Annotated in this window: 11 protein-coding genes; 8 read left to right on the top strand and 3 right to left on the bottom strand. The window is 42.6% G+C overall.

Annotated elements, in window-relative coordinates; all coding sequences use genetic code 11:
* Window positions 1–41: 41 nt before the first annotated feature.
* The 3 genes from N7E81_RS14900 to N7E81_RS14890 form a co-directional block, all read right to left on the bottom strand.
* A complete protein-coding gene (locus N7E81_RS14900) occupies window positions 42–4,649 on the bottom strand; it encodes a leucine-rich repeat protein (protein ID WP_263050392.1) in 4,608 nt (1,535 codons plus the stop codon).
* Between the two features lie 125 nt (window positions 4,650–4,774).
* Window positions 4,775–7,531, bottom strand: a complete 2,757-nt coding sequence (locus N7E81_RS14895) for an ATP-binding protein (RefSeq protein WP_263050391.1) — start codon at window positions 7,529–7,531, stop codon at window positions 4,775–4,777.
* A gap of 301 nt (window positions 7,532–7,832) precedes the next feature.
* On the bottom strand, window positions 7,833–13,457 hold the full coding sequence (locus tag N7E81_RS14890) for a choice-of-anchor tandem repeat GloVer-containing protein (protein WP_263050390.1): 5,625 nt from the start codon (window positions 13,455–13,457) through the stop codon (window positions 7,833–7,835).
* A 287-nt stretch (window positions 13,458–13,744) separates the two neighbouring features.
* Here N7E81_RS14890 and N7E81_RS14885 point away from each other — a divergent pair, with 287 nt between their 5' ends.
* The 8 genes from N7E81_RS14885 (at window position 13,745) to N7E81_RS14850 (ending at window position 22,768) form a co-directional block, all read left to right on the top strand.
* Entirely contained in the window at window positions 13,745–14,137 is a 393-nt protein-coding gene (locus N7E81_RS14885) for a hypothetical protein (protein ID WP_263050389.1), read from the top strand.
* 249 nt (window positions 14,138–14,386) lie between these two features.
* A complete protein-coding gene (locus N7E81_RS14880; protein ID WP_263050388.1) occupies window positions 14,387–14,626 on the top strand; it encodes a hypothetical protein in 240 nt (79 codons plus the stop codon).
* Window positions 14,627–14,639: 13 nt separating this feature from the next.
* Entirely contained in the window at window positions 14,640–14,936 is a 297-nt protein-coding gene (locus N7E81_RS14875) for a T9SS type A sorting domain-containing protein (RefSeq protein ID WP_317624078.1), read from the top strand.
* A gap of 4 nt (window positions 14,937–14,940) precedes the next feature.
* Entirely contained in the window at window positions 14,941–16,494 is a 1,554-nt protein-coding gene (locus N7E81_RS14870) for an SDR family NAD(P)-dependent oxidoreductase (protein ID WP_263050387.1), read from the top strand.
* Between the two features lie 445 nt (window positions 16,495–16,939).
* Window positions 16,940–18,058, top strand: coding sequence for a tRNA 2-thiouridine(34) synthase MnmA (gene mnmA, locus N7E81_RS14865; protein WP_263050386.1), 1,119 nt, complete (start codon window positions 16,940–16,942; stop codon window positions 18,056–18,058).
* Window positions 18,048–18,731 (top strand): hypothetical protein, encoded by a 684-nt coding sequence (locus N7E81_RS14860; RefSeq protein WP_263050385.1) that lies wholly within the window; start codon window positions 18,048–18,050, stop codon window positions 18,729–18,731. Before mnmA ends, N7E81_RS14860 begins: the two co-directional genes overlap by 11 nt.
* Window positions 18,718–20,355, top strand: coding sequence for a S8 family peptidase (locus N7E81_RS14855; protein ID WP_263050384.1), 1,638 nt, complete (start codon window positions 18,718–18,720; stop codon window positions 20,353–20,355). The genes N7E81_RS14860 and N7E81_RS14855 overlap by 14 nt, the downstream gene beginning before the upstream one ends.
* Window positions 20,356–20,401: 46 nt before the next feature.
* Window positions 20,402–22,768, top strand: coding sequence for a TonB-dependent receptor (locus N7E81_RS14850; RefSeq protein WP_263050383.1), 2,367 nt, complete (start codon window positions 20,402–20,404; stop codon window positions 22,766–22,768).
* Window positions 22,769–22,770: the final 2 nt, after the last annotated feature.

The raw sequence follows: 22,770 nt of genomic DNA, 5'->3' as shown, positions 1-22,770 counted from the left end.
GTTGTTGTGGAGTATTTTTTTATTAAACCTCTGACAAATAATTACCTAGGGTTTATAATGATGTGTTGTGAACCTAGAGCATTGCCAGTATGGCTTAGCTGTACAATGTAGTGGCCAGGCTTGAGGTGGGACACGTCGTATTGTACCTGATTTCCTCTAAATGTGTGTACCACTTGACCGCCAAGATTGAGTACGTTTATTTGATCCACCGCTGCATCTACAGAGAAACTATCAGTCACAGGGTTAGGATATAGAGAAAGTGCTACTTTGCCAGTATCAAACACACTAAGTACGATTTCTGTAAACTTGGCAAACAAGGAAATCTTTCCTGTAGTACCAATTGAAATCTCTGTGATCTCAGTGGTGAAATCCTCATCCGTAAACCATCCTTCGAAGGTATAACCATCTTTAGTGGCTGCGGTCAAAGTTACCGCTTCTTCTACAGTATAGGTGTCGGAATTGTCATGAGACCCACCATCCGCGTAATAAGTGATCGAATAGTCTACAGCAGTGAACTTGGCATATAGTGTCAAATCTCCTGTGTACCCTCCAGATAGCACTGCGATTTCATTGGTAAATTCGGGCTCGGTAAACCAACCATCAAAAGCATAACCCTCTTTTGTAGCTGTAGCTAATGTCACCTCATCCTCTACTGTGTAATTGAATACAAGATTGTCATGGCTTCCTCCATCTGATTCATAATTAATAGTATAGTCTACCAGGCTTTCTACTACAGCTGTGTAAAAAGCATTCAAATCATCAACGACAGCACCATTGGCATACCTCGTCTCCGTTCTTCCTGTTTTTATCCATCCATCAAAGTTATAACCCGCTGTTTGAGGCGAAGGAAGTGTGAAATTTGGTATAACATTACTTGCAAAAGCCCCCCAACCAATAGTTGTTAAATTAGTCAAACCAGTCAAATCTACTGTGGTCAATTCATTACTATAAAATGCGAATCGCTCAATAGTAATTAAGTTGATTAAGCCACTTAGGTCCACCGATTTTAGCCCTATTTCGTGAAAAGCATCTTCCCCAATGACTAAAACATCTTGTCCATCAAGATCGTTAGGGATCACGATATTGGTATAATTCATCTTTGGCAGCACTGAAATAATTTCTCCTTGCTCGACTACCACATCATCACTGGTCAAGGTATAGGGGGCATCACTCGTGTAATAGTATGCTTCGTAAACAGATACAATAGATCCGGAAGAATGAATCTCATTACCTTGGTCTCGCCATTCTCCGTCAAGCGAAGGTGTGGGCAATACAAACTCTTCTAAATCATTTTCAGTAAAAGCATCCAGTCCAATAGTCGTTAGATTTGTCAAGGGTGTTAAATCCACAGCGGTTAAACTATTATCAAAAAAAGCTTCCTTGCCAATTTTTATCAAATTGGATAAACCACTCAGGTCAACAGCAGCTAATGAATTGTCCGCAAATACATATCCCTCAATAGAAGTCAAATTGGTTAAACCTGTAAAATCAACTGAAGTCAGGCTATTGTCTTCAAAAGCCCCCTCCAATATGGTTCTTAGATTTGTCAAGGGTGTGAAATTCACTGAGGTCAAACTGTTGCCTTCAAAGGCATACTCTCCAATTGTCGTCAGATTAGTTAAACCACTAAAGTCAATAGAGGTCAATGCATTATAAGCAAAAGCCTCATCCTCAATGGATTTTAAATTATCTACTCCAGTGAAGTTCAAAGAGATTATATCATTTCGTGAAAAAGCCCCTACTCCAATAGTCGTTAGGTTAGTTAACCCACTAAAGTCAACAGAGGTTAACAAATTGTAGTCAAAAGCGTTTGCTTCAATGGTGGTGAGGTTTGTGAGGCCTGTCAAATTAATAGAGGTTATTGATCCTCCATAGGCAAATGCCTCCACACCAATTGTCGTTAGGCTGGTTAGGCCAGATAGATCTACCGTAGCTAGATCGCATTGGTAAAAAGCTCCTTCTCCAATAGTGGTCAAATTAGTCAAGGCACTAAAGTCTACAGAAGTAATTGTACTATACAGAAATGCACCTTCTCCAATAGCAATGATTTCTTGATCATCCAGGTTATTTGGGATGATGATGTTGGAATAATTCATTTCCATCTGAACTGAAACAAGCTCTCCATTCACTACCTCTACGTCGTCACTCGTCAAGGTATAGGGTGTGTCACTTGTGTATAAGTATTCGTTGAGAAAGTCTACTACAGTTGCTCCAGATGCGTAAATATTGCTTCCACTTCTCCATTCTCCATCTAGCATAGGAGTAGGCAGTGTCAACTCAGTTAGGCTGTTTCCATAAAAAGCCGCCTGTCCAATAGTTGTTAACTGGGTCAAGTTTGTAAGATCAATTGCCGATAATGAACTAAATGCAAAAGCACTGGGCTTAATAGTCATCAGGTTAGTCATATTACTCAGATCAACTTCTCCTAAAGATTTATTCTGGAAAGCATAAGATCCAATGCTTCTAATCACCTGCCCATCGAGCATTTCGGGGATGATAATATTGGTTTCCGATCCTGTATAACTCGTAATCACTCCATCTTCGACCACCACATCATCATCCGTCAGGGTGTATTTAAATTTTGCATAAAGGTCTAAATCTCCTGTGGTACCGCTCTCGATTTCAGAGATGGCATTCGTAAGTTCTGGCTCTGTATACCAGCCGGCAAAGGTGTAGCCTTCTTTGGTTGCTGCTGTCAAAGTCAAGGCATCTTCTATGGTATACGCATCTGGATTGTCATGCGTAGCGCCTTCTGCATGGTAGGTAATGTCGTAGTCGGTGGCACCAAACTTAGCATACAAGTCTAAGTCACCGGTAGTACCAGTAGTGATCTCGGTAATCTCATTGGTGAAACTATCTTCTGCAAACCACCCTTCGAATGTGTAACCTGATTTAGCAGCTGATGAGAAGGTAACTTCTTCGTCCTCTATTGTATAAGAAACAATAGTGTTGTCATGTGTAGCGCCTTCTGCGTGATAGGTGATGGTATAATCTACCAAGTTCGCTGTCGCAGTATATGTTACAGTTAAGTCATCGACAATATCACCATTGGCATAATTCGTTTCGCCATCAGACCAGCTATAGGTGTAACCTTCCTTCTGGGGTGTTGGAAGTGCAAAACTGGTCAAAGTATTTGAATCAAAAGCATTTTTCGATATTGTGGTTAAATTAGTAAGACCTGTAAAATCTACTGAGGTGATTGAATTATCTTGAAAAGCAAAATTACCAATAGTGGTTAAGTTAGTCAGACCCGTAAAATCTATTGTGCTTATTGAATTATCACGAAAAGCCCAATCTCCAATAGTAGTTAAATTAGTGAGCCCCGTAAAATCAACTATACTTATTGAATTCTCACGAAAAGCATAAAGTTCAATAGTAGTTAGATTGGTCAGACCCGTAAAATCCACTGAGGTGAGTGAATTTAATCTAAAAGCAGAATTACCAATAGTGGTTAAATTAGTGAGACCCGTAAAATCCACCGACGTGATTAAATTATCTTCAAAAGCAACATATTCAATAGTGGTTAGATTGGTGAGACCCGTGAAATCCACTGAGGTGATTGAATTACCATGAAAAGCAAAATTACCAATAGTGGTTAAACTAGTGAGGTTGCTTAGATCAACTCCAGTCAATGATTTGAATAAAAATGCAGAAGGACCAATCGCGGTGATCACTTGCCCATCCAGCATATTTGGGATGATGATGTCTGTTTCTGTAGACGAATATCTGGTGAGCACTCCATCGGTGACTACTACGTCGTCGTCTGTCAGGGTGTACTGATACTGTGCGTATAAGTTTAGGTCTCCTGTAGTACCTGCCGCAATTTCGGTTATTTCATTGGTAAATTCCGGCTCTGTATACCAGCCTGAAAATATATACCCGGATTTGCTCGCTGGATTTAGCGTCACGGCATCCTCCACGGTGTAAGTGTTGGCTGCATTGGCATGTGTACCACCATCTGCGTGGTAGGTTATAGAATAGTCTACTAGACTTTCGACATTGGCTGTGTAGGCTTTTGTCAAATCACTAACTTCATCGCCGTTGTCAAAAGTTGTAGTGCCATCTGTCCATCCATCGAAGCTATATCCAGTCGTAGTAGGTGATGGGAGTATAAAACTCGTGATGGAGGTAAAGGAAAAGGCATTGGTACCAATGGAAGTGAGATTGGTTAAGTCGCTAAAACCAGTTGCTGTGAAGGAAGAAGAGGATCGAAAAGCATTGACCCCGATTGTCTTCAAGTTGGGTACGCTGGAAAAATCAAAATTGCTCAAGCCACTCGCTTGAAACGCAAAAGATTCAATAGCCGTCAGATTGGTTAGGCCGCTTACATTCACAGTAGTTAATTGACTATTGGCTTGAAAAGCATAATTTCCGATAGTCGTCAGGCTAGAAAGGTGGCTAAGATCAACTGAGGATAATGATTTGTTAAAGAAAGCCTTAAAACCTATACTCGTAATTACCTGTCCATCCAGCATATTTGGGATGATGATGTCTGTTTCTGTAGCCGAATAGCTGGTGATCACTCCATCGGTGACTACTACGTCGTCGTCTGTCAGGGTGTACTGAGCTTGAGCGGTTTTCGAGAGAAGGGCACATAGTAAGATTAAGAGAGAGATGTGCTTGAAATGGTTTGTTGCCATAGCTTTCATAAATTCTATTTTTAAAAAAATTATGAAGCAAAGCAATGCATTCTACCATTCCAGAATCGGACAGATCACCGCCAAAATCGGTCTAATTACTCTCTAATTGTTGATTTGACGGCTGATTTTGATCGTTATAGATATTCTGAGGGAGACTTTCCGTACCTTTTGACAAAGGCTGTAGAAAATCTATCCGCTCGATCAAATCCGCATCGGTTAGCCACTTCCTTTACTGTAGAGTGTACTCGTTTTTCCAGTAGGACAAGTGCTTTTTGTAATTTGATCTCTAAGATGAAATCCGAAGGAGAAAGGCCTGTAGTTTTCTTTAAGTATCTCCGTAAATTTCGTTCGCTCATGGCAGCCTTATCAGCTAAAAATGTTACGGAGAGCAGGTGATCCGAAAGGTGATCATTGACTTCCTGCTCAAGTGTTTTTAGCAGTTGGTCATCAAAAGACAGCTCAGATTCCACTTCTTCCTCTCTTCTTCCTCTATGATTATTCAATAGGTTGGCGGTTCGGACTTTGAGTTCTTCTGGGTTGAAGGGTTTGGATAAATAGTCATCTACACCCGTACGCAGGGTATGAATTCTATGCTCTTCATTGTTCAGAGCAGTGAGGATAATAAAAGGAATCTGACTCCATTTTTCATTCCGTTTTACTTCCTTGATTAATTCCAGTCCGTCCATTCGCGGCATCATGACATCTGAAATGATCAAGTCAAAATGATCCGCTTGTAACTTTTCAAGCGCCTCCTTTCCATCTCTCGCTGATGTGATTTGGTAATCCTGTTTCATGATGCCAAGGATGTATTCACGCATATCAGGATTATCCTCTGCTAGCAAAAGTCTGGGTTTTTTATCAACTCTGGAGCGATATTGCTCTTTAGTTAGTTGCTCCGATAGGTCCTCTTGGATTGCCGTACGTTCCCTTCCTTCACGTTCCAGACTCAAAGGAAATTTGAAGTAAAAACTACTGCCCTTTTCTACTTGGCTGATTACCTCCAACGAGCCACCATGCATTTGGGCAATTTCTTTGGATATGGCAAGTCCAATCCCTGTTCCTCCTTGATTTGATTTTTTTTCATTCTTAGACTGATAGAAGCGATCAAAAACAAAAGGTAAATCTTCAGGGCTAATCCCTTCTCCATTGTCTTTCACCTCTAATTCGAAATGGTTTTCGATGTCTTTGAGTGACAACTGTATTTCACCACCTTCATGCGTAAACTTAAGCGCATTCGACAGCAGATTTTGGACGAGTTTTCTCAGTTTACTTTCATCCCCTTCTATCGTGATTTCTCTATCCACTTGGACATTTAATTTCACTTTGTTATAATCAGCTAATGATTCGAAGGAGGCTACTTCAATTCTAATAAGAGATGAAAAATCGACTATACTATTCTTGAGTTCTAGTGACCCATTTTCCAATTTAGACAAATCCAAAATCTCATTAGTCAGGTTTTTCAACTGTTTAAGATTTCGATTGGCCATTTTCAAATCGGACTTATCAATAGCATTCAAAGCATCATGCTCAAGTACTTTTTGGATGGGGCCTTGTACTAGCGTAATCGGTGTTTTCAGTTCATGAGATACGTTGACAAACCAGCGAGACTTGAGCTGCTCGGCTTCTTTGATAATTCGATTTTTTTCCATTAACAGCTCGTTGGACCTACGTGCCTTTGCCCAACTTTTCCATATTAGAAAAACAACCAGTACGACAAGACCAAGGAGTACTATCAATCCATTCCTTATTAAACTGGCCTGTTTGAGTTGCAAGGATTGGATTGCAATTTCGCTTTCTTTCCGTTCACTTTCATACTTCTCACGCAATGCAAGTGAAGCCTTTCCGGTTGTGATGGCGTAAAGTGTATCCTTCCATTGCACACTTAGTTTCATAAATTTGAGTGCCTCATCTTTCCTCCCTAAAAATTGGTTGATCGTAGACAGAAGTTGATAATTATCCTTTTTGAGAAATGGATCAGTGTTTGAGAAATCTAATTTCAATATTTTATCAGCAAAATATATGGCTGAATCTTTATAACTCTCACTTTTGGAAAAGTTCAACTGATAGGCATAAGCCAAGGCCATATAAGTGGATGGGAGCTTCGCCATACCACCAAATGCTTCATATGCCTCCATCTCCTTTCTCATCAAAGCAATGGATCGGTCATAATCACCCTGATCGAGATGGTATCGAGCTATTCTGGATAAATGGCTAGTTTGTAATTCTAGTTTGATAGGATGCTGTTCTATTAAACCCTTTGCCTTTTGAAGGTAAGCATAGGATGTACTATCCTCGTAGAGGTCACGATAAACGGTTGAAATTTGATTATAACAAACTACCATTCCGTCGTAATCCGCATTCTTCTGACAAATATCAAGCGCATTTTGAAAATGCTCCATAGCTTCAGTAGTGAATCCAGACCGATAGCTTGCTAACCCCATACCATAATGTGCTTCCGATTCTGAACGAGAATTTGAAGCACTCGAAAACAATTTATGAAAAGAAATCATAGCCGAATCAACTTCGTGAAGTCTGATATGACTCATCCCTTTTTCATAGAGCAGGGTTGATTTTAATTCCAGTGAAAGCTTATCCATGCCTTCATATAATTCTTCGAAGGTCTGAGAAGCTTCTAGATTATACCCAGCTTTTCTTAAGGACTTTCCTAGCTGTAGCATGGCTTTCACTCTGGTTGAATCCGAGTGAGCATCAGCCGCTAATGCAACCGCCTTTCTGGCGAATGCCACCGCTGAATCCCATTGAACCAGTAGCATATCCTCGGATTTTCGAATCCAATTTTCTGCCTCCGAATGTGTTCCATTTTGCGCCTGTGTGCCCAACGACGAGAATATAAGGCTTATTAAAATACTAAATAATAGAAATGACTTCATATAGACTGAAACTTAGTCTTGATTGGATAACATGAAAAAAGAGTTGAATTTAGTATAAAAATGGCATACTCGTGAAAAAAATAACGCCATTACTAGAGACCAGTAAGAAAGCGTCTCGCTATTGTAACCCAAAATAGCATAAGTGTACTTAATGTTTTTGTCTTAAAGCTATAAGAGGGTTTTTCTCGATAGGAGTAAAACCCCTCTAACTTTCATTAGAGGGGCCTGAATTGAATCAGTTAACCAGCTATGGTTTCGTTGCAGGAAGATGAGCGACCCAGTTCTAACTCATACCTTGTACTTATCGTTTGATCAGTCGCTTGAGGTAGGAGCCATTGACTGTTTGTACCTGCACTAAGTATATCCCTGTAGAAAGATTTCTGATGTCAAAACGCTGCGTGTCGGTATAGATTTCTACTGGCACTCCACTGACTGTCATGATTACTACTTGCTTGATGGTCTGGTGGTTTAGGCCTTTGATTGATAGGTGATCAGTAGCAGGGTTGGGTACCAGTTGCCAGGTGTCGTCTATAGTTGATACAGCGAGTATTTCATTGTTCGCCGATACATCGAATGAAATGGTGGTGCTCGCTTCTTGATAGGTAGCATCACCACTCTGTTTAACCGTGATATTGACTGTACCTGTCTCTCCAGTTAAAGTCACCAAACCTTCGGAGATAGTTGCTGGGCCAGAGATTGTATATTCAAAATCTGTTAGCCCACTAGTAGATGTCACATTCAAATCAAATGGCTTATCGGTCACAAGCATATCTGGTATAGGCACTACGCTAATGGTTTGTACTGTTTTGGTAGCACCACTACGAGACAGTACTCCTTTTGCTATTCTCACTTCAGAGGTAGTTGATTCACCGTCTATGGTGATTGTTTTGGATGTGATGTTTTGGGCATACGGATGCTCTATCACTATTTTATACGTGCCAGCTGCCAATTTTTCAAATTCGTACTCACCATAATCGTTGGTTGAAGTCACAGTGAGCAATTGACCCTGATCGTCATATAGCTTCACCGCTACATCTCCTGCAGGTTCTTGGGGTATGTTTAGGACTCTGCCGTTTTCACTCGGTGCTGCGTTGTTGTCCGCCACGACTGCCCCTGTGAGCACATCGCTACCGCTATCCCAACTGTCTCCACTTGCACTCATCTCTGCTAAATTGATGTCGATCGACTGGTCACCAGTCAAGGTAAGCGTCTGAGCAGATGCTGCTTCGGCTACATCGCCATAGTAGGTAGGTACATACTGATCGATTTCTTCGCTGAAGTAGTTGAGGGAGTAGCCGAGAACTTTGTACTCCCCAGCAGGCAGGTCAACTGTGAGTGGACCTTCGCCAAATTGCTCAATGATCGGGTATACACTCGAGCCATTGAGATCAAAAATCAATGCCAAGCTAAAAGGAGAAGCCTGACTGCTTTCATAAAGGTTAATGTCCAATTGATGTGTTGGGGTGGTGATTTCATCAATCGTGACGTTGATACCATCAGCACCATAGCACAACGGCACGAACTCTTCGCCCTCAGCGGTGAAGTAAAACAAACCAATGTAGTACACGCCTGTTTCAGCAAATACATGCGACGCTGTGGCACCTTGTGCATAGTTGTTTCCGCCCAGAGACCAATAGTACCTCGTGATGCCTTCGTCCAATTCCTCTAGGCTGGCTGATAGATAAACACGGTTGCCCACTTGCTCCATGCTAATGACAGGGCTGGCGCAATCCTCGTATGGGTCATTAAAATTGAGGTACTCCCGATTGAAACAATCTTGATCATTGGTATAGGTGACCATTTCGCTGTGCTCCACGTCCTCGGCATACGTATGAGAAACTATTTCATCACTCATGGTCGTCTCACCAAAACTCCACTCAAACGTGCCGGCTATTTCTGCGCTGGCACTAAAGGCATAGGTGTTAGCGCCCGTTTCTTCTATATCATAAGAAAAGAAACAGGGGTTGTCATCTTTGGTATGAAAGGTCACGCGCTGCTCGTATTCACACGCACCATTGGTACCTGTGACGATCACCGTGTGTGCTTTGTCATTAGGGAAGTCCCAAGAAAGGTTAGAAACGGAAAATGCCTCACTTCCATCACCAATCCGCTCTCCATTCGCGAGCCTGTACGAGAAGCTCATCTCATGAATATCCATATTGAGGGGCAGTGCATTGATGGAAATAGCTGTATTGCTGAGGTACTCGATAGGTGACAATTTAAAAGCACATTCAGAGATGTCTCCCATGTCAATGTTTTCACTGAATGAGACTTCACATATCTGATCGCCTGAATAAAACCCGCCAGAAAGGAAGTATGATCCAGGGCTTAATGTGCCCTCGTAGGGTAGTTCACTGATAAATAAGCTGAAATCGGGATCAATCGCTGAGTTGATCTGAATAGAAACATAAGGAGAAATCAAGGCTATGTCAGGTTCATTGATGGCTATACGAATCCCATTTTCTGTATCGTCGGGGTAGGTGATGTCAAGGGTCGCTCCACACAAGATCCCTCTGGGCAATGGCGCCTCATAGATATGGTATATTCCGCTTTCGCTAACGATTATTTGAGTTTCCTTTTCAAAATCACAGCCATCGATATCACCTGACACAGCGATCTCGTAACCTCCAACCCTGGGAAAGGTATAATCTACCGCCGCCGTCGTAAAGGTCTGGCCATCTATGCTCCATTCGTAATTGCCCGAAGGGAAGGTGTAGTCCGGTTCGAAGTGCACGGCCAATCCCGTATAGGAAAATGTGATTTCAGGTGTACAGCCGCTCACGACGTCTTCTTGCACATAGACATCTGTCGTGTTGGTGCAAGTTTGGCCGACGAAATTAGTCTCGGTCATGGTGATTACATAAAGTCCAAGCTCGCTATAGGTATGTGTAGGTTCGGCTTCAGTAGAAGTATGGCCATCACCAAAGTCCCAAGTGTAGGTAGAGTTTTGATTGCCAGGGGAGGGAGAAAAACTATACTCGTAAGTACTGATTTTTGAAGCTGCAGGGTTATCAAACCCTAAACAGCCGAACTCAGTCAAGTTGAAAAACGAGGAAGTCGAATTTGAACATACATCACCATTGATCGAGTAGGTCAGTGTGACGGTCGCCTCATATCCTTCCTGATTGGGGAAGCTATGGCTCACCGATTGTCCTGATACCTCATCGCTGCCATCGCCAAAGTCCCAAACAAAGCTATCGTCGGCATCTACAGTAAAGCCCTCAGGTATTCTGACAGAAAAATCTCCCTCAAATCCATCGATGTCCTCATCAATGTAGAAAGTAGGGCAGAGGTTGATCGTCCTGGTGGCTATGTCGGTGCAGTCTTCATCAAAGTTGGTGTAAGTCAGCACTACTTCGTGATCGCCATAGTTAGAAAAGACATGTGTGGCAGGCTCTTCTGTGCTCGATCCACCATCCCCAAAATCCCAACTGTAGTTGCCCGGAATCCCTAGACCTGAGAGGGATACTGTCAGTCCATCATCAGCTACAGAATAGCTGAAGTCAATATCACAGGTGATTTCCGGATTCACAAAAAAGAGCTCATTCACAGTCGTCAGAGCCTCATATATATCGTTTCCCGCCTGACTGATAATCAATTCAAACTGACCATTTTTCAAGGGAAAGATTTCACCATCTTGGATAGTGGCGATACTCTCATCAGAAGAAGCAAAGGTCAGTGGTAAGCCTGAGGAACTCGAAATTGTAAGTTCATATGGCGTGTTAACATAGAGGATGGGGGCGGGAATTGGAATATTCATCAAAAACTGATTAGCTTTTGTAATGGTGATGGTTTGTTCGACTGGATTGGGGTCCAGCGCATTGTAGAACTCATTTCCATCTTGTGTAATTATCAAATCAAATTCGCCGGATTTTAAAGGGACAATGGTATTATTTTGAATAATGGCGATATCCTCATCCGAAGAAGCAAAGGTCAGAGGTAGGTCGGAAGAGGCCGTAAAGGGAAGTGCGTATGGTGTGCTGGCATAGAAAGTTTCAATAAGGTAATAATTTTCCAAAGATTGATCTTCTTTGATAATGGTAATGGTTCGTTCTACTGGTGTAGCTGCATTGTAGTCGTCCGTTCCTTCTTGAGAAGCCGTTATCGTAGCACTTCCTGTTTTAAGAAAGGTCAATGTACCGCCGTCTATGGTGCCTACACTGGCATCAGATATTTCATAGCTTATCGGCAAACCCACACTAGACGCGGCACCCAATTCATAGGTGCCTTGCGTGATGAGCACTTCTCCTGGTTCGCCAAAACCATAAATAAACTGATTACCAGGTGAGACCAGTATGGCTGAGTATTCAGGCTTTGAGAAGGTATAATTTTGGTCCGAACCGCCAGTCATTTCTATAGCATATTCACAGGCACAAGCGATCGGAAGGCCAGCTACAAAGGGACTTGGAGGTTCACTTAAATCATATATCCCATCACCAATCGCAAAACCCTCATAGTTAAAATAAATTTCTGGTATCGGATCTCCTAGAGCAATCATGTAATCGTCTGACGATACGATCAGTTCAGCTTTGCTGATAGATAAGTTTAATGTCGCACTTTGTCTGGCATAGGTGCCATCAAATGCGACTTTAGCTGTGATGTCTACGTTGCCTGCCCCCAAGATCGTAGCGGTAGCTCCTGAGATGCTTAATATATTCTCATCAGAACTTTCAAAAGTGATCGTTTCACTTGAATTGGTCTGAGCTGTCAGGTTAAATGGCTCGTCACTATATGTCTTGTCAGCAATATCGTCTATCGTCAGTGTAGTTGGCTCCAAGTCCACGATAGTCACTGTGCCCGGAACGGTGGCGCCACCATTGGCAGCGGTTAGGTCCAGCACCGTGGTAAAATCACCATTGGTCGGGTCGATACTAAAGAGTATACCAAAACCATTGGCTCCCCCGTAGAACGTGAATCCCCAGAGCAAGCCGTCTTTTAATACCAATGGGCCATTGGGTCGGCCATTAGTAGATGTGAAGTGATAGATGGCCTCCAATCCGTTGTCTGTTGGGTCAAAACGAAAGACTGTGCCCCAGTTATGGTCTCCTTTTCCACTGGTCATGCCATATAGTTGGTCATCAAATACTGTCATGGCACCAACGGGGCTTATACCGTCAATACCATTGAATTGCTGAAGAACTTCATAGTCTGTACCATCATTTTTGACACGGAATATCGTGCCATAGGTGGTGAAATTGTCGATGCTCCCATGTCTGGTACTGCCATATAAGTACTCGCCATAGTTGACTAATGAAGCATTGGGACTCCTGCCGTCACTTGCTTGGTATCCGTCAAAATCATGGATCAGATTAATGTTATTAGTAGCAGGATCGTAGTTAAACAAGGTACCTTGATTATCTATGGTATTTGTACCAGGTTCATTTCCACCACGAAATGCCACTCCCCAAAGCAAGTCATTGCTCACTACGAGCTCTCGGGAGTTCGATTCTCCTTGTTCTGGAGAAGAATATTTCTTGTGCTCAAGCAAATCATTTTCTAAGTCGATTTTAAAAATGGTACTATAATCATATGGAGAAGTGCTACTCACTCCATATAATTCATCACCATAAACTGTGAGACCACATTTAGGTAGGGTTCCGTATTCCTTGAAGCTATCGACGTGCTCAAAACCTGTCCCATCTTTATTGATGCGAAAGACAGTCCCTAAGTCATCAGTTCCACCTTTTTGAGTGGTACCCCAGAGTTTACCGTTTAGCTCTACCAATTTGCCATTAGGTGTCTCGCCATCTGAACCGCTGAAAGCATGCAGCACTTCATATTCAGAACCGTCCGGTAAGACCGAAAAGATGGTGCCGTATCCTTCCGTACCTAATCCGATGATTTTGAATGTCTGGGCCGAAAGCGTGAGTTGTAGTAGGAATAGGGCGGATAAAGTGAATACTAATTTGCGTATTGGACTGTTCATACTTTATGATATTTAGCTACGCTTCAAAATTAACGCGCTCATAGCGGGTTCACCAGTACTCATGTTGCAATGCCGGTACTCTCGTTGCAAATGGCAGCATCAAGACCTTAAGATATTAGACACTAGACATACATTGGTCTAATGTCTTGATGCTAGAAGAAAATCTACTATCAACTGGTATTGCCATTGCCCACAGGTAGATAATAGGGAGCCATTTTTCTATACTGGTTTCTTAATTAGCATTACTTTTGAAGCTTCTAAATACTTCCTTATCAATCGTTCATGTTATGCAGTACCAAGATGTATTTGTCCTCTTCTGGAAACAGGTAGAGGAGAGTGTTCAAGAAGGCCGTTTTGCCAAGTTGACCATGGCCAAGACCATTGGCAAACCCAACTTGAAAAACATATATGTCAGACCCGTCTATACTGATGAGGGATTCAAGGTCTTGCTCAAACTGCGATACAGATCCGAAGAGACTGAGGACCAGGAAGACGAACTTACCTTAGCAGAGGCTTTTGAGGTCTTGAAACCGTACCTCAAAACGTCCTTTTCCTCTGTCCTGTTATTTACCACGACCAAGGACGTGACTTTCAAAATCAATAAAAAAGGAGCAGGCAGCATCACAGAAGCTTTACCAACCTTTCATGAGGTGACACAGGCGAAGAAAGAGGATGAGTGAGGGGTATAAATAGCATTCATCGTGCGGCTTGGCTTTTTCATTTCTATAATGAAGCCTTGCCAATAAGGCACTTACTTAAAAGGCTACTTTTAATATATATTAGCCTGCTACAGTAAAGTTTTAAAAGTATATCAACTCTAATATTTCATCACCAGTTATAAAGGTTTCGTATAGCAATAATTGGCATTCGTCATCTTTTTTTAGCTCAGTGCAAAGACAGAATAGGTTAGTGAAAAAAAATACTATTCTATGAAGTTACTCAAGGCACTTTTAGCCGCCCTTTCAATTCTCTTTTTAGTCGTACTAGAGTCTCATGGTCAGCAGTATGCCATCACTAGCGCAGGTGATCACAGTACGGCTAACGGTCATCAACTGACTTGGTCACTTGTTCGGGTATCGGTTTTTTCTAGTACCAATCACAACATCTATCTCGGCTCTGGTATTCACACGGGAGAGAATCAAATCACCATATTATTAAGCAGAAGCTGAGAAAAACCAGAGAATTGATATTTATCCCAACCCCACAAGTGATTGGCTAGCGATACAGCCCACTTCGGGGATGGATCAGGGGAGCTATCAGCTCGTCAATTCACTCGGGATTATTGTCCTGCAAGAAAGTGCAGTAGACTTTTCTACAAAGAAAACCATCGAGCTGAACAGTTTGTCCAATGGCGTATACTTGCTCATCATCAAGCTAGACAACAAACCCATTGGTAAGCATTACCTATATACTGCTATAGAATTTGTACAAGAAGAATTAATAGATACTTTAATCAACTACTTTTGCTACTCAAAATAGAAGAATGAGCAGCAACAAGCAAGGTGCGTCAGACAAATTAAGAGAGAGTCAGGTTGATCAATGTATCGCATTTCTCGAATCACTGAATGAAAACACCAATCAAATATTTGAAATACCCAAAGACAAGCGGTTGGCCCTGCTCATAGCCGCTGGCAAACTATCCAGACCAGACAAAGAAGAACTACTCAAACGTAAAAAAGGCGCTCGCAAAACGGTAAAGAAAAAATTACAACTCCAAGACAAAGCAGCCAGAGCGCATACGGGTATTCGAAGTGCCAGAGAGGCATCCGTATTCGTAGCACCCATTATGATCTCACTGACAGGAGAGGGGAAGGCTCCAATAAAACTGGCCACTCCTAGAGAGTGCTACGTCTGTAAAGAAAACTACGACACCCTTCACCACTTCTACGATACCATGTGCCAAGCGTGTGGAGATTTCAACTACGCCAAACGGTTTCAGACGGCAGATATGACGGATCAAGTGGCGCTGGTGACGGGTTCTAGGCTCAAGATCGGTTATCACATCACACTCATGATGCTCAGGGCAGGAGCCACGGTGATTGCCACCACTAGATTTCCTAAGGATTCTGCGCTACGGTTTGCACAAGAATCAGATTTCAATCAGTGGAAAGACCGACTCAAAATTCACGGATTGGACTTGAGGCATATTCCCAGCGTGGAGATCTTTTGCAACTTCATCGAGCAGCAATATGACCGCTTGGACGTATTGATCAACAATGCCGCACAGACCGTTCGGCGTCCGGCAGGATTTTACCTTCACCTGATGCCCAATGAAAAAAAACCATTGGGAGAATTGCCCGTACACGCACAGATCCTGCTTGCAGACCACGAGTCCTGTGTCCAGGAATTGAAGGTGTTGAGTGCTGATTTTGAGAAAGGGTCGAATAAGAACCTGCCTGTGTCTTGGCATGGCAAACAATTGGGCATAGGGTTGAGTGCTTCTGCTGAACTTTCGCAAATTCCTTACAGTATTGATGACTCGATCACAGCGGAAGAGGTATTCCCCGAAGGGAAACTAGATGCTGATCTCCAACAAGTAGACCTGCGCAAAACCAACAGCTGGCGACTGAAACTAGGAGAGGTAAATACCATCGAAATGCTCGAAGTGCAGCTCGTCAACTCCGTGGCTCCCTTCGTGTTGAACAATCGCCTAGTCAACCTGATGAAAAAAGAAAACACAGGAAACAAGCACATCATCAATGTGTCTGCTATGGAGGGCAAGTTTCATCAATTTCATAAAGAAGCGCGCCACCCTCATACCAATATGGCCAAGGCTGCTCTCAATATGATGACGCTCACTTCGGCTGCCGAATTGCATAAACATGGTATCTATACCAATGCGGTAGATACTGGCTGGGTGACTGACGAGGATCCTGCCGAACTAGCTAAGCGAAAGGTGGATCTTCACGACTTCCAGCCCCCATTAGATATCGTAGACGGAGCCGCCAGGGTAATGGATCCGCTCTTCGACGGGATCAATACAGGCAAGCACTGGAACGGCAAGTTCTTGAAGGATTATAAGCCCACTTCTTGGTAGGGAATATATTAGTCCTGAAAGTTGTGATAAAGCCAAAAGACAGCCAACTCATTTCAACCTACATGATGCATTAGGACTTCGTGATTTATCGATGTTTAAGCTCGGAATAGATTTCTTATGTATAAAGCAGGTTCAACCAAAAAAAATAATTCCCACCAATCATCATCAGTTACCGTACGAATAAGCGTACCTTCTCAACGCAAATTTTATAATACAACTCATGGGAAAAGCACAAGACTCCAAAAAAGCAGTAAAGAAGGAAGCCACTAAAACTCCGAAAGAAAAGAAAGAAGAAAAGCGATTGAAAAAATCTAAGAAGAAGTAAATCCTTTTCTTCCTAATTAATATCTGCTTACAATTTACTGGCAATCAAACTATTTGCCCTAATTTTGTGGTTTATATCAATGTCAACACCAGGCTGTGAACCTGGCAATAAAACATCAACATGAGTACAAAAGGACGAGTATTAGTAGCCATGAGCGGCGGAATAGACAGCTCAGTGGCCGCTGTGATGCTTCATGAACAAGGCTATGAAGTCATCGGAATGACCATGAAAACCTGGGATTATAATTCCTCAGGAGGTGGCAAGAAAGAAACGGGCTGCTGCAGTCTGGATTCAATCAACGACGCAAGAAACATTGCGGTCAATCTAGGATTTCCCCATTACATATTAGACATCAGAGAAGAGTTTGGCGACTATGTCATCAATCACTTTACCGACGAATATTTAGCAGGCCGGACACCCAATCCATGCGTGCTGTGCAATACCCATATCAAATGGGACGCTTTGCTCAGACGTGCAGATAAACTGGGCTGTGATTTTATTGCGACTGGCCACTATGCCAATGTGCGTGAAGAAAACGGTAGATACGTTATCAGTAGAGGCGCAGATGGAATGAAAGATCAATCTTACGCTTTGTGGGGCGTGTCTCAACAAAGCTTAAGTAGAACCTTATTACCACTAGGTCACCTCACCAAAACCGAAATACGAGAAATGGCTCGTGAGAGAGGTTTTACTGATTTATTAAATAAATCTGAGTCTTACGAAATCTGCTTTGTACCTGACAATGATTATCGTGGTTTTCTTAAAAGAAGAGTGGAAGGACTGGAAGATAAAGTAGCAGGAGGCGAATTTGTACTCGAAGATGGTACCGTAGTAGGTACACACGAAGGCTATCCATTCTATACCGTTGGTCAACGAAAAGGCCTAGGCATCGCCTTAGGCTTTCCTGTGTATGTAGTGGAAATTATCAAAGAAAAGAACCAGGTCGTACTAGGTACATTCGACGAGCTGTCCAGAGACGGCATGTATGTCAATCAGCTGATTTTAGGCAAGTACAGTGGCCTAACAGAGCGTATGGATACGGTCACAAAAGTACGATACAACGACAATGGCAACCCTGCCGTGATCGAGCAAGTAGGAGACACCATGAAAGTGTACTTTGGCAATGGCGTGTCGGCAATAGCCCCAGGGCAGGCGGCTGTTTTCTACGAAGGCGACGATGTAATCGGTGGCGGTTGGATCAGTAGTAGCTTCAATCAAGCCAAACAACGTGCGGTATAAGTGGCTGTTTTTTATAGGCTGGTGCCTTTCGGCCTGTGCTGATTCGGAAGTCCCGTTGGACACGGATCGGTTGGGCCTGCACTATTTTCCTTTGGAAGTGGGTAGCTATCGTATCTACGATGTGGTAGAAACTAAATATTCCGTTTTAGGAAATACAACTACGCAGTATGAGCTCAAGGAGTCGGTAGCTGACTCCAGCCTCAATGCAAGTAATAATCTGCAATACATCATTCATCGTTCCACCCGAACCAATGATACCGAAGACTGGCATTTGGATTCAGTATGGACGGCACAAAAAAGCACCAATATAGCTGTGCTCACAGAAAACAATGTACCCTTTGTAAAGTTGAGTTTTCCCATAGCCAACAAAGTCACTTGGGATGGCAACGCACTGAATAGCCTGGAAACAGAAAACTATTGGTATGATACCGAGCGGCCTGACACCACGCTTTACGACACGCTTTATCAGCATCTTGTAAAGGTGATACAAAATGACAAAGGAGATGATTTTTTAGGATTTGAATACAAATCAGAGACTTTTGCGCCTAATGTCGGGATGATTATCAAAGAAAGTTCTATAAAAAAGTACTGTCAATTAGATTGCAAAACAGAAAAACAAGTAGATTCAGGCAGGGATTTAGCGATGACGTTGAAAGCGTATGGGAAAGAGTAAAATTTGGGTTTTAATAGGAGTATGGACTCTGATGAGTCATTCGGCGGTAGCACAAACCAACCGGTACGTGGTTTACTTTACAGATAAAAATGATACGGAATATACCGTAGATCATCCTATAGCATATCTTTCTCAAAGAGCCATAGATCGACGAGAAAATCAAAATATCGAAATCACATCCCAAGATTTCCCAGTTAATAAAAGCTATGTAGAAGCCATTCAAGCTCTTGGTGTAGATACCTATTTCACTTCCAGATGGATGAATGCCGTATTGGTAGAAGCTACACCAGAGCAAATAGAAACAATAGAAGAACAGACTTTTGTTTCAAAAACCGACTACGCAGCACCTGGTCAAAAACTCAACACTACTCCAGCCCCTGAAAACACTATTTTTATCAGTAATGATCCTACCAACCCAGAAAATTTAAATTCAGACATTCAACTAAGTATGCTACAGGCCGATTTGATGCTGAACGACAATATTACAGGTGAAGGTGTGTGGGTGGCGGTATTTGACGATGGCTTTTTGGATGCTAATATTTCATCTGCTTTTGCTCATACTTTCGAAAATGATGGCCTCAAAGATGTTTTTGATTTTACCACAGGAGGAAAAAATGTTTTTCAGTACGATGCGCATGGTACCAGTGCTTGGAGCTGTTTGGGCGCTAAATATAATTCTACACTGAAGGGTTCGGCTTACAATGCATCCATTAGTCTGTATGTAACTGAGGATGTAGACACTGAATACAGAATAGAAGAATACAATTGGCTTTTTGCCGCTGAGCGAGCCGATAGCGTAGGGATAGATATCATTACTGCTTCGCTGGGTTATACGGATTTTGATGACCCATCTATGAACTATGTAATTGCAGATTTAGATGGGCAAACGGCCGTTGTAACACAGGCTGCCGAAATGGCCATAGATAGAGGTATACTGGTTGTAACCAGCGGAGGCAATTCGGGTACAGAATCTTGGCCATACATTTCGATGCCAGCAGATGCTCCCCGTGTTTTGTCTGTAGGTGCACTCACCTCTGGCTACGATCGAGTCAGTTTTAGCTCAATCGGTCCTACGGCAGACGACCGAATCAAGCCTGAAGTGGTTGCGCTTGGGGTTAATGTGACCGTTTTGGCGGTAGGCAATGTGCTCGACAACAAAAGCGGAACCAGCTTTGCAGCACCATTGGTGGCGGGAGTTGCGGCAGGTCTTTGGCAGAAGTTTCCCACTTTCACTAATCTAGAATTGCGAGATTTAATTTTGTCATCTTCCGATAATTTTGAAAATCCCAACAACGAAGTGGGGTATGGGTTGCCGTCATACAACATAGCCATAGGCAACGAGCCCTTGGCCGTATCTAAGCTAGTTGGCGAAGGCATATCTGTTTTTCCCAATCCAGTGAGTGGAGATCATATCAATTTGTCCATTGAAAAAAAAGACCTTCCTATGCCTGTCAATGTTCGGCTATTGTCTCCTAGTGGACAATTGATAAGTGAGCAATCTATCAAAAAAGCTCGTAAGGGACTAGTTTTAGAATTGCCTTTCAATGGTGGGAGCCAAGGCATTTACTTTCTGCAGATCGAATGTGAAGACTATTCCAAAAATGTTAAAATATTGCGCTACTGATTCGCAGAGCCATGTATATATTGCGGTCGAATTGTAGTACGCATTCATGCCCGACTATTTGAAACATCTTCTTTTACTATTACTCCTTTCGGCTTTTGTCAAAACGGATCTGCAGGCGCAAAATACTTCGGTAAAAGGAGTGGTGTTGGATTCTTTGAATCAGCCCATTAGCGATGTTTTTATCTTATTGCTGCCCGACTCTGCCTCTACACTCACCAATCGAAAAGGTGAATTTTCATTAAAAACAAAAAACAACTTTCCTGTCAAGCTTGTTTTCTCACATTTGAGATATAAAACATCCGTTCTTAATCTAGATCGACCAACTGATGAAATTAGCTTGATACTAACCGAAAAAACACAAGTCCTTTCTGGTGTGGATATACTCGAACGTAGATTTGAAGAGACGAGAGAAATCGGCAATATAGAAATAGATGCTAAAAATGCCTATACCATGCCGTCGGCTACAGGCGACTTTAGTAAGGTACTAGCTACGCTACCTGGCGTGACGAGCAACAATGAACTGGCATCTGTATATTCGGTGCGTGGTGGCAACTACGACGAAAACCTGATCTACGTAAACGGTATTAAAATCTATCGCCCATTTTTGGTGAGTGCAGGTCGGCAAGAAGGACTTGGCTTTATCAATGCCGACATGGTGGGAAATGTACAGTTTTCGGCTGGTGGCTGGCAAGCCAAAGATGGAGACAAACTGTCGTCGGTACTCAACGTAGAATATGAGGAACCTCAGCGAAACCAGGCCACGATCAATTTAAGTCTATTAGGCGGAAGCCTGTATTACGGCGGAATCAATAAAAAAGGAGATCTCAATTATTCTTTTGGCGTACGCCATAAAAATAGCAAGTACCTACTCGGCACACTAGAGACGAATGGCAACTACTTGCCTAAGTTCACAGATTTTCAAGGGTTTATTTCTAAAAAACTAAGCCAAAATACTAAACTAGGGCTATTACTCTCCTCTGCGCACAACAACTACCTGACGATCCCCGAATCGAAAGAAACGGAGTTTGGTACCATACAGGCTTCTTTTAGAATGTCGACGGCTTTCGAAGGCAGAGAAAAACTAGACTATAATACCCATCAGGCAGGCTTGGTGCTTACGCATTCGTTTAATGAAGATTTTATCTCTCGCCTTATTGTCTCTGGCGTGTATTCGCAAGAGCGAGAAAACTATGAAGTAGAAGGAGGCTATTTGCTTTGCGATGTAAACCGTGACCCAGGGTCTAACCGATTCAATGAGTGTGTGACCGTGCGTGGTATCGGGAGCAATTATACCTATGGTCGAAATAAACTAGAAGCGAAAGTGCTGACCGTAGAACAGAAAAATGAAATCTATATAGACAACGATGTCTTAGCGTTTGGCATGTCATGGGATTATGAGAGCTTAGACGATCGCTTGAAGGAATATGCCTTTACAGACTCGGCGGACTACTCGCACGTCACGTTTGCAGCAGACAATGCCATCGATATTCAGTCGCACAAGCTGTCAGGTTTTGCCCAATACACTTTGAACTCTACAGATTCGCTACATTCGCTCAATATAGGCACTAGACTCAGTTACTGGTCGTATAGCAATCAGTTGCTAGTCAGTCCACGAATCCAATACGCCTATCGTGTAGGTGTGCGCCGCAGTACAACACTTAGGCTCGCTACAGGACTGTATCAGCAGCACCCATTTTACCGAGAGTTGCGTGGTCGGGATGGTCAGATCAATCCTGACGTAAAAGCCCAATCTTCCTTACATGTAGTAGGGGGTATGGATCGCCATTTTATGGCTTGGGGGAGACCATTCAAGTTCAGTACAGACTTGTATTATAAATACCTGTGGGATGTAAACCCCTATGATGTCAATAATATCAAAATCAGATACTTCGCTACAAACCAAGCCAAAGCCTATGCGTATGGTGCAGACTTCAGGGTCAATGGCGAATTTATCGAAGGCACAGAGTCGTGGTTTAGTTTGGGCATACTCAAGACTATGGAAGACCTCCAAGAGGGCAATGGATATGTCAGAAGGCCAACAGATCAGCTGATCAATTTGGGTATCTTCTTTCAGGACCACTTGCCCAACGATCCGAGCATTAAAGTAAGCGTCAATATGCTTTTTGGTAGTGGGTTGCCATTTGGGCCTCCAGGCAATGATGATCTTCGGAATGAATTTAGTGGAGATGAATATTATAGATTAGATTTAGGTTTTTCAAAGAGTTTTGAATTCGAAAATGATAAAACATTGAGTCCTAATTCTTTATGGATTGGATTAGAACTTTTAAATGCCCTAGGTGCCGAAAACACCATATCTTACACTTGGATACAAGACGTAGTAGGCAATCAGTTTGCCGTACCCAATGCATTATCGGCAAGATTTTTGAATCTTCGGGTGATTGCTAAATTTTAAAA

The organism is Reichenbachiella carrageenanivorans (assembly GCF_025639805.1).
GTDB classification, from domain to species: Bacteria; Bacteroidota; Bacteroidia; order Cytophagales; family Cyclobacteriaceae; genus Reichenbachiella; species Reichenbachiella carrageenanivorans.
The sequence above is the reverse complement of the archived record's forward strand: the minus strand, read 5'-3'. Positions and strand labels throughout refer to the sequence as shown.

What these genes read in the sequence shown, in the direction of transcription:
- N7E81_RS14900 (WP_263050392.1), bottom strand. Translation starts at nt 4,649, where the DNA reads ATGAAAGCTATGGCAACAAACCATTTCAAGCACATCTCTCTCTTAATC.
- N7E81_RS14895 (WP_263050391.1), bottom strand. Translation starts at nt 7,531, where the DNA reads ATGAAGTCATTTCTATTATTTAGTATTTTAATAAGCCTTATATTCTCG.
- N7E81_RS14890 (WP_263050390.1), bottom strand. Translation starts at nt 13,457, where the DNA reads ATGAACAGTCCAATACGCAAATTAGTATTCACTTTATCCGCCCTATTC.
- N7E81_RS14885 (WP_263050389.1), top strand. Translation starts at nt 13,745, where the DNA reads ATGCAGTACCAAGATGTATTTGTCCTCTTCTGGAAACAGGTAGAGGAG.
- N7E81_RS14880 (WP_263050388.1), top strand. Translation starts at nt 14,387, where the DNA reads ATGAAGTTACTCAAGGCACTTTTAGCCGCCCTTTCAATTCTCTTTTTA.
- N7E81_RS14870 (WP_263050387.1), top strand. Translation starts at nt 14,941, where the DNA reads ATGAGCAGCAACAAGCAAGGTGCGTCAGACAAATTAAGAGAGAGTCAG.
- mnmA (WP_263050386.1), top strand. Translation starts at nt 16,940, where the DNA reads ATGAGTACAAAAGGACGAGTATTAGTAGCCATGAGCGGCGGAATAGAC.
- N7E81_RS14855 (WP_263050384.1), top strand. Translation starts at nt 18,718, where the DNA reads ATGGGAAAGAGTAAAATTTGGGTTTTAATAGGAGTATGGACTCTGATG.
- N7E81_RS14850 (WP_263050383.1), top strand. Translation starts at nt 20,402, where the DNA reads ATGCCCGACTATTTGAAACATCTTCTTTTACTATTACTCCTTTCGGCT.